Below are 8,437 nucleotides of genomic sequence, written 5' to 3'. Positions count from 1 at the left end.
TCGACGCGGCTTACAACATGCTCACCTAGATGTGAGCGCACGACCCCGCGAGGGGTCCGCACCAACCGGCAACGGGGTCGAGGTCCGACGGGCCTCGACCCCGTTGCCGCAAGCAAGCCTTCCCGCCCGGCCAGTCACGATCGCCCTGGTGGCACCGGATAGACTGCGGGCAAACACCCGACAAAGGAGACGCGCGTGGCCAACATGTCCGTCCAACTGGTCGCCGTCGAGCGCCGCCTGTGGTCCGGGGAAGCGACCGCTGTTGTCGCGCAGACCACCGAGGGAGAGATCGGTGTCCTGCCGGGGCACGAGCCGCTGCTCGGTGAGCTGATCGAGGGCGGTGTGGTGCGCATCACCACTGCCGACAAGGAGACCGTGACCGCTGCGGTCCACGGCGGGTTCCTGTCGGTCACCGCGAACGGTGTGAGCGTGCTGGCCGAGTCCGCGGAGCTGGCCGACGAGATCGACGTCGCGCAGGCCCGCCAGGACGCCAAGAGCGAGGACGAGCAGGCCCGAGCACGGGCTGCGAGCCGATTGCGAGCAGCCGGTCACGCGGCCTGATCCGGGCCTGGCATGGGCTCCCCGGTCGTGTGGTTCGTGGTGGCGTTAGGGCTGCTGCTGGTGGCAGCCCTGGTCGTTGCCGGGCTCGCCTGGCGGCGGCTCCGGGAACTGCGCGCCGGGGGCATCGACGTGGCGCTGCGCATCAGCAAGGACGGCGCGGGTCGGGGCTGGCACCTGGGTGTGGCGCACTACCGGGGCGAGGAGTTCGCCTGGTACCGCGTGCTGAGCCTGCGGTCGGGGCCGAACTGGGTGATCAACCGCCGCAACGTGGAGATCGCCCAGCGGCGCGAGCCGACGACGGCGGAGGCGTACGCGATGCCCGCCGGTTCGACCGTGCTGGACCTGACCGGTCCGGATCTGGAGCTGGCGATGGGGCGCGATGCGCTGACCGGCTTCCTGTCCTGGCTCGAGTCGGCGCCGCCCGGCCGTTCGGTGCCGTGGGCGTCCTGAGCGCCGGTCGAAGAGCTTTTCAGCGGGGTCCGCTTTCCGGGCCCCGCTTTTTCACGCCCTGCTCAAGTCGTGGCTGATGTCGTGGAGCAGTTGGAGGAACACCTCGGTCAGCGGTGCGTGCCTGGTGCTGGTCGGCACGGCGGCGTGGATGCGCCGGTGCAGCCCGGACGCGAGCGGCCGGTGGGTGGTGCCCGGAGCGCCTGCGATGGCCAGGCGCGGGATGAACGAGACGGCCACGCCGGCTGACACCACGGCCTCGGCGACGGCGTAGGACTCGAACTCGAACGCGACCCGCGGAGCGAAGCCCTCGGCGCGCGCGGCGGTTTCGAGCTGCTGGCGGTTCGGGAGGTCCATCGGCGCGCTGGCCCAGGTGTCGTCGCGGAAGTCCACGAGCTGCGGCGAGGTGTTCCCGGCGCGCGGATGGTCGGTGGGGAGCACCGCGTGGACCGGGTCGTCCAGCAGGTGCACGAGGCGGACGCCTGGTTGCGCCTCCAGCGGCTCGGCGTACTCGCCGACCAGTGCGAGGTCCAGGCGGTGCTCCGCGACCCGCTCGATGCCGTTGGCCGGGCCGAGGTCGACGACGGACAGCTCGGCGTCGGGGTGGCGGTGGCGCATCGCGGCCAGCGCCTCGGGGAGCAGTGCGAGCCCCGCGGTGGGGAAGGCGCCGAGGCGGAGCCGGTTGCGGTGCTCGTCGCGGAAGCGCTGGGCGTCGCTGGTGGCGTCGTGCAGCGCGGCGGCGATGCGTTCCGCGCGTTCGGCCATGCGGGAGCCCAGCGGGGTCAGGCGGACGCCGTGGGGGAGCCGCTCGACCAGTTGGGCACCGACCTCGTCCTCCAGGCGGATCAGCTGCTGGGACACCGCCGGTGGGGTTCGGCCGAGCTGTTCGGCGGCGCGGGTCACGCTGCCGTGTTCGCGCAGCGCCAGCAGGACGAGGAGCCGGGACGGGTCGAGCATGAAGGTTCACTTTACGCGGCCCAAGAATCGATAACTGGATGTGAACGGGCGGTCGGGGAAAGACTGGGGGCGTGACCAAGCAGGCCAGTTTCACGATCGAACTCGAACCCATCGACAGCCCGGACGCGCAGCAGGCGCTCGGCGAGTACGTCGCCGAGCTGGACCGGCGCTTCCCGAGCGGGTTCGACACCTCCCGCGCCGCCCCACCGGCCAAGAGCGACTTCGTCCCGCCCGCGGGGGCGTTCCTGGTGGTGCGCGTCGACGGGCGGGTCCTCGGCTGCGGCGCGGTGCGCACCGAGCCGGACGGCGTCGGGGAGATCAGGCGCATGTGGATCTCGCCGGAGCTGCGGGGGAGAGGTGCCGGGCGGGCGCTGCTCGCCGAGCTGGAGGAGCAGGCCCGGCAGCTCGGCTGCGACCGGGTCCGGTTGGACACCGCGGCGGAGCTGCGCGAGGCACGAGCCCTCTACGACTCGGCGGGATACCGGGAGATCCCGGCGTACAACGACAACGAGTACGCGCGGCACTGGTACGAAAAAGCGCTGGGGTGATCCGAAGGCGTCGAACTACTCTCCCGGGGTGCGCATCGAGATCGTCGACTACGACCACCCGGACTCCCAGCAGCTGATCGAGGTCCTGCAACAGGAGTACGTCGACCGCTACGGCGAGGAGGACGTCACCGCGGTCGATCCGGCCGAGTTCCGGCCACCGCAGGGGCTGTTCCTGCTCGGCTACTCGGACGGCCGCCCGGTCGGTTCGGGCGGGTGGCGCGCCCGCGAGGGCGACGAGCCGGGACTCCAGGACGGCGATGCCGAGATGAAGCGGCTGTTCATCGTGGCCGAGGCGCGTGGCAGCGGCCTGTCGCGGCAGCTGCTCGCCGAGCTGGAGCACACCGCCGCGAAGGCCGGCCGCAAGCGCATGGTGCTGGAGACCGGTGAGCGCCAGCCGGAGGCGATCGGCCTCTACACCTCCGCCGGCTACGCGGAGATCGAGAAGTTCGGCGCGTACCGGGACGATCCGCTGAGCCGCTGCTACGCCAAGGAGCTGTAGCTAGGCGTTCCCGCCCGGCTTCCAGAGCACGTCGCCGTCCGGGTTGGCCACGCGCGCCAGGATGAACAGCAGGTCCGACAGCCGGTTCAGGTACTTCGCCGGCAGCGGTGAGGTGCGCTCCTCGTCGGCTTCCTGCAGCGCCCACGCAGAGCGCTCGGCCCGACGGGCCACGCAGCGCGCCTGGTGCAGCAGCGCCCCGCCCGGAGTGCCGCCGGGCAGGATGAACGAGTCCAGCTTGCCGAGCCGCTCGTTGAACTCGTCGCACCAGCCCTCGAGCCGGTCGACGTAGTTCTGGGTGATGCGCAGCGGCGGGTACTTCGGGTTCTCCGCGATCGGGGTGGACAGGTCCGCGCCCACGTCGAACAGGTCGTTCTGCACCGCGCGCAGCACCGCGACGACGTCTTCGCCGAGGTCAGCGGTGGCCAGTGCCACGCCGAGCACCGAGTTGGTCTCGTCCACGTCGGCGTAGGCGACCAGCCGCGGATCGGTCTTGTGCACCTTGGAGTTGTCCGACAGCCGGGTCGTGCCGGAATCCCCGGCCCGCGTGTAGATCTTCGTGAGGTGGACAGCCATGCCGACAGCCTAGGCGGGCGGGCCGGGGAGGTTCCCGGTTTGTCGGCCTCCCGGCGCACCCGCCCCGATGGCGGTGGTGGGCGGGCCGTAACCTCGATGCTCGTGAGTGAGCACTTCCGGGTACACGGCGGAGCGCGTCTCGTCGGCGAGGTCGACGTGGTCGGTGCGAAGAACAGCGTGTTGAAGCTGATGGCGGCCGCGCTGTTGGCGGAGGGCACGACGACGATCGTCAACTGCCCGGAGATCCTCGACGTTCCGCTGATGGCCGACGTGCTGCGCAGCCTCGGCTGCGACGTGTCGATCGACGGCGGCACGGTGAACATCACGACGCCCGCGGAGATCAGCCACGAGGCGGTTTCGCCGTCGATGGGCAAGCTGCGCGCCTCGGTGTGCGTGCTCGGGCCGCTGGTGGCCCGCTGCCGCCGCGCGGTCGTGACGCTGCCGGGCGGCGACGCGATCGGGTCCCGGCCGCTGGACATGCACCAGAACGGTTTGCGGCAGCTGGGCGCGACCAGCCACATCGAGCACGGCGCGGTGGTCGCCGAGGCGGAGAACCTGCGCGGCGCCCAGATCTGGCTGGACTTCCCGAGCGTGGGCGCGACGGAGAACATCCTGATGGCCGCGGTGCTGGCCGAGGGCACCACGGTGATCGACAACGCGGCCCGCGAGCCGGAGATCATCGACCTGTGCGTGATGCTGCAGCAGATGGGCGCCAAGATCGAGGGTGCCGGCACGTCCACGCTGACGGTGCACGGCGTGACCGCGCTCAAGGCGGTCGAGCACCGCGTGATCGGCGACCGGATCGTCGGTGCGACCTGGGCTTTCGCTGCTGCGGCGACCCGCGGTGACATCACGGTGCGCGGGGTGGACCCCGGCTACGTGAACCTGGTGCTGGAGAAGCTGCGCAGCGCTGGTGCGGAGGTGACCACCGGCGAGGAGAGCTTCCGCGTGGTGATGCACGGCCGCCCGCACGCGGTGGACTTCGTCACCCTGCCCTACCCGGGCTTCCCGACCGACCTGCAGCCGATGGCGCTGGCGCTGTCCGCGGTGGCCGACGGCACGTCGATGATCACCGAGAACCTGTTCGAGTCCCGGTTCCGGTTCATCGAGGAGCTCGTGCGGATGGGCGCCGACGGGCGCACCGACGGCCACCACGCGGTCGTGCGCGGGCTGGACCGGCTTTCCAGCGCCCCGGTGTGGGCGACGGACATCCGCGCCGGTGTGGGCCTGGTGCTGGCGGGTCTGTGCGCGGACGGCGTGACCGAGGTGTGGGACGTGTTCCACATCGACCGCGGTTATCCGAACTTCGTGGAGAACTTGCGCAGCCTGGGTGCGGACATCGAGCGAGTGACCGACTGATCCGCGTGTCGGGGTTGCTGGCTAGGGTTCGCCCAGAAGGTCAGCGAGCTCGGAGGTGTCCCGGATGGCCGATGCCGTGAAGGTCGGGCGGTTGATGACGTTCACCGCGAAACCGGGCCTGGGCGACCAGTTGGCGGCGGCGATGCTGCAGGTCGCAGACGGCTTGCGGGAGGCGCCGGGCTGCGAGTTGTACGTGATCAGCCAGGATTCCGATGCGTCGGACACGGTGCGCGTGGTCGAGGCCTGGGCGGATCAGGCGAGCGCGGATGCCGCGCTGGCCTCGGCAGCCCAGACCAGCGGTGCGGTCAGCATCGAGGCGGTGCTGGGCATGTTGGCGCAGCCGCCGGAGCGCGTCGATCTGAACACGCTCGGCGGCGTCGGGTTGTGACCGGTCACGCCGGGTTCCGGCGTTCGTGCAGCAGGAGCAGGGTGTAGGCCGCGATCGACTGCGCGTCGGTGATCTCCTCCGCGGCGATCATCTTCTCGAATTCGGTGCGGTTGAACCACGCGGTGCGCATGTCCTGTTCCTCGTGTTCCCGTTCGTGCGCGCCGGTGGTCAGGCCGGTCGCGAGGTACACGCGTCCGCGTTGGCTGGACATGCCCGGTGCGACGTCCAGGGTGCCGAGGTCGACCATGTTCGCCGCTCGCAGGCCTGTTTCCTCGCGGAGTTCGCGGGCGGCGAGTTCGGCGGTGTCGATGTCGAGCCGGTCGGGTGCGGTGCCTTGCGGGAATTCCCAGCGGCGCAGGCCCAGCGGGTAGCGGTACTGCTCGACGAGGTGGAGCCGGTCCCCGTCGAGCGGGATCACCAGCGCGTAGTGGGGTTTGTCGACGACCCCGTAGATCCCTTCGGAGCCGTCGTCCCGGCGCACCCCGTCTTCGCGCACCGACATCCACGGATTCGCGTACACCTCGCGGCTGCTCGTCTGCTCCATGTCGCCATGGTGCCGGAAGGCAGGCGCGCGGGGTCGACGCGCCTGCTCAGCCGGCAAGCGCGTGCGCGGGTCCGCGCGGTCTCGGCAGGTGCCGTTCGATGAGCGCGCGGTGCTGGGCCGGTGTCGCCCGGCCGCCTGGTCGCGGTGTTCGTGACGGGTCCACTGTGGATGGTGGGGTGAAGGTGGGGCGCCCGTCGTGCACGGCGATCTCCCACCGCTGGCCGTGCACCGTGCGGTGGTGGTGTCCGCAGAGCATGACCAGGTTCGACAGGTCGGTGGGCCCGCCGTCGATCCAGGACACGATGTGGTGCGCGTCGGGTGCCCCGGGCGGTCGATCGCAGCCGGGGAAGGCGCAAACGCCGTCGCGCTGGAGCAGCGCGGCACGGATGTGGGCGGGCGCGGTGCGCTTGGTCCGGCCCATGTCGAGGGGGATCCCGTCGCTGTCGAGGACCATCGGCAGCACCTCGCAGTCGCAGGCGATGCGGCGGATGTTCTCGGCGGTGATCGACCGATCGGTGGCGTCCAGGGTCCCGGGCATGCCGTCTTCGTCGCCCCGGTCGAGGCCGCGCTTGAGCTCGTCGAAGTCGACGGTGACGGTCAGGTGCGGGCGCTGGCCACCCGCTCGCGGCATCTCGTCGGAACCCGCGGCCAGGTCCAGGATCGCGCCGAGCGCATCGGCGTTGCGCTGACCGGCGGTGCGGGGGTCCTTCTCGCCGTCGAGCTCCGGTCGGGGCGCGGCCAGCGGCTCGACGAGGGCGGCGAACTTCGCCCCGGTCTCGCGGTCGAGGCGCGCTTTGATGACCATCATGCCGTCGCGCGCGGTGGTGTAGTGCAGTTCCCGCGCTTCGTGCTGGTTCTCCTCGTCGCGGTAGGCCCCGTCCTGGTCCAGCAGGTAGCGGAGCCGCTCGGCGATGATCGCCAGCTCCCGCGGCGGCATCTGCCGCGCCCATCCGGCCAGCATCGAATCGACCTCGGCCAGCCTGTGGCACCGCGCGTGCTCCGGGAGCTTCTTGATCCCGGCGACGATCACGCGCGCGTGCTCCAGGCCGATCGCACCTTCGGCCATGGCGGCTGCGGTGGCGGGGAGATCGGCGGCGACGGGCTCGCCGTGGAGCGTCGCGCGGTCCTCGACGTTGTGCGCAACGGCGACGCGCCCCCTGGCATCGCGGTAGTCGATGTTGAGCAGGCCCTGCAACCAAGCAGGCATCGACCGCGCCCCGTGCTCCCCGAACAGCCCGCGACGTTCGGCCTCGGCGATCAGCCGGAGCTGCTCGAACATGGCCGCCCGCATGGACTCCTCCAGCTCCTGGATCCGGGCGACGACGTCGGCATCAGTCCAGGACACCGGAGCCGACCGCGCACAGGCCTCGGCGCCCTCGGCGGCGTCGGAAACGCTCATCAACGGTGTCATGCCTCAATGATCCCGAATCGAACAACCGTTCGCACGCGATTTACGATCGCTTGATCAGGTGAAAACCCGCATGCAAACGCGAAAACCGTTACAGGACAGGGGTAAACGACCCGCGTTTGATCTAGGCCTGCCGCTAGGTCGACGAACGCTCCAGTCCCGGAGATCAGCTTCTGAAGACCGCTCTTCAAGCTCGGAGATGACGTCCGCGCGACAACGACGCCCCCCGCACGTTCCGCTGCAACCGACGCGTATCCCCAAAAACGCGTTCAGCCGCGATCGAGAACCCGAGCCAACCCCAGCCATCCCCCCCGCATCGTTCAGCCGAACCGCACCACGCCTGCTCGCACGGCGAAACCACCCACGCCCCACCCGCCCCCCCCCCCGCGGGGGGTGTGGTGGGGGGCGGGGGGGGGGGGGGGCGGGCCCCCACCCCCCCGCCACGGCAGATCAACCCAGGGCCGCGGCCTCGCGGGCCAGCTGCTCGACCTTCGCCCAGTCGCCCGCGGCGAGCAGGTCCTTCGGAGCGAGCCACGAGCCGCCGACGCACCCCACGTTCGGCAGGGCCAGGTAGTTCGGCGCGGTCTGCGGGCTGATCCCGCCGGTCGGGCAGAACCGCAGCTGCGGCAGCGGCCCGGCGATCGCCTTGAGGAACGGCACGCCGCCGCTGGGCTCGGCGGGGAAGAACTTCATCGCGTTCACCCCGCGCTCGGCCAGCCGCATCGCCTCGGACACCGTGCCCGCCCCGGCCAGGTAGGGCACGCCGGAGGCGTCGACGTCGTCGAGCAGCCGGTCGGTGGTGCCCGGGGTGACCAGGTAGCGCGCCCCGGCGTCGGCGGCCTGCTTCGCCTGGCCGAGCTCGGTGATGGTGCCCGCCCCGGCGACCATCTCGGGGACCTCGGCGGCGATCCGCTCGATCGCGGGCAGCCCGGCGGCGGTGCGCAGGGTGACCTCGATGGTCCGGATCCCGCCGCGCAGCAGCGCTTCGGCCAGCGGAACGGCGTGCTCGACGTCGTCCAGCGCCACGACCGGCACCACCGGGGACAGTTCCAGCACGTCAGCTGCAGTGTTCATCAGGCATTTCATCCGTTCTCGATGCTTGCCGGAGGCTCGTGGTTCAGTCAGAAGAGGATCTCGAGATCGTCGAATCGCT

General features: G+C 71.1%; 11 protein-coding genes. 6 read left to right on the top strand and 5 right to left on the bottom strand.

The features are described 5' to 3' along the window. Positions 1 to 195 precede the first annotated feature (195 nt). Both ABTZ89_RS31390 and ABTZ89_RS31385 read left to right on the top strand, forming a co-directional pair. Complete coding sequence (locus ABTZ89_RS31390) at positions 196 to 561, top strand: F0F1 ATP synthase subunit epsilon (protein WP_270950714.1); 366 nt, start codon at positions 196 to 198, stop codon at positions 559 to 561. Between the two features lie 12 nt (positions 562 to 573). Next, on the top strand, positions 574 to 1,011 hold the full coding sequence (locus ABTZ89_RS31385; protein ID WP_351051519.1) for a DUF2550 domain-containing protein: 438 nt from the start codon (positions 574 to 576) through the stop codon (positions 1,009 to 1,011). 51 nt (positions 1,012 to 1,062) lie between these two features. Here the strand turns inward: ABTZ89_RS31385 and ABTZ89_RS31380 are convergent, their stop codons facing one another. After that, the gene (locus ABTZ89_RS31380) at positions 1,063 to 1,965 is read right to left on the bottom strand and encodes a LysR family transcriptional regulator (RefSeq protein WP_351051516.1); all 903 of its coding nucleotides are present in this window, start codon (positions 1,963 to 1,965) and stop codon (positions 1,063 to 1,065) included. Positions 1,966 to 2,036: 71 nt separating this feature from the next. On the opposite strand from ABTZ89_RS31380, the gene ABTZ89_RS31375 reads away from it, so the two are divergent. Next, the gene (locus ABTZ89_RS31375) at positions 2,037 to 2,513 is read left to right on the top strand and encodes a GNAT family N-acetyltransferase (protein WP_270950717.1); all 477 of its coding nucleotides are present in this window, start codon (positions 2,037 to 2,039) and stop codon (positions 2,511 to 2,513) included. Between the two features lie 28 nt (positions 2,514 to 2,541). Next, entirely contained in the window at positions 2,542 to 3,012 is a 471-nt protein-coding gene (locus tag ABTZ89_RS31370; RefSeq protein WP_270950718.1) for a GNAT family N-acetyltransferase, read from the top strand. Here ABTZ89_RS31370 and ABTZ89_RS31365 read toward each other — a convergent pair whose 3' ends face one another. After that, positions 3,013 to 3,585 (bottom strand): cob(I)yrinic acid a,c-diamide adenosyltransferase, encoded by a 573-nt coding sequence (locus tag ABTZ89_RS31365; protein WP_270950719.1) that lies wholly within the window; start codon positions 3,583 to 3,585, stop codon positions 3,013 to 3,015. A 102-nt stretch (positions 3,586 to 3,687) separates the two neighbouring features. Between ABTZ89_RS31365 and murA the strand changes: the two genes are divergently transcribed. Continuing rightward, the gene (gene murA, locus ABTZ89_RS31360; protein ID WP_270950720.1) at positions 3,688 to 4,944 is read left to right on the top strand and encodes a UDP-N-acetylglucosamine 1-carboxyvinyltransferase; all 1,257 of its coding nucleotides are present in this window, start codon (positions 3,688 to 3,690) and stop codon (positions 4,942 to 4,944) included. Between the two features lie 64 nt (positions 4,945 to 5,008). Further along, positions 5,009 to 5,332: a putative quinol monooxygenase gene (locus tag ABTZ89_RS31355; RefSeq protein WP_351051512.1), complete on the top strand. Its 324-nt coding sequence runs from the start codon at positions 5,009 to 5,011 to the stop codon at positions 5,330 to 5,332. A 4-nt stretch (positions 5,333 to 5,336) separates the two neighbouring features. Here ABTZ89_RS31355 and ABTZ89_RS31350 read toward each other — a convergent pair whose 3' ends face one another. From ABTZ89_RS31350 to eda, 3 genes are all read right to left on the bottom strand, one after another. Next, complete coding sequence (locus tag ABTZ89_RS31350; protein WP_351051509.1) at positions 5,337 to 5,876, bottom strand: NUDIX domain-containing protein; 540 nt, start codon at positions 5,874 to 5,876, stop codon at positions 5,337 to 5,339. Positions 5,877 to 5,922: 46 nt separating this feature from the next. Continuing rightward, positions 5,923 to 7,287: an HNH endonuclease signature motif containing protein gene (locus ABTZ89_RS31345; RefSeq protein ID WP_351051506.1), complete on the bottom strand. Its 1,365-nt coding sequence runs from the start codon at positions 7,285 to 7,287 to the stop codon at positions 5,923 to 5,925. Positions 7,288 to 7,734: 447 nt separating this feature from the next. Next, entirely contained in the window at positions 7,735 to 8,358 is a 624-nt protein-coding gene (eda, locus tag ABTZ89_RS31340) for a bifunctional 4-hydroxy-2-oxoglutarate aldolase/2-dehydro-3-deoxy-phosphogluconate aldolase (RefSeq protein WP_270951555.1), read from the bottom strand. Positions 8,359 to 8,437 lie beyond the last annotated feature (79 nt).

It is taken from the genome of Saccharopolyspora sp. NPDC002686, from assembly GCF_040295745.1.
Lineage (GTDB): Bacteria > Actinomycetota > Actinomycetes > Mycobacteriales > Pseudonocardiaceae > Saccharopolyspora > Saccharopolyspora oryzae.
This window is presented reverse-complemented; position numbering and strand designations above follow the sequence as displayed.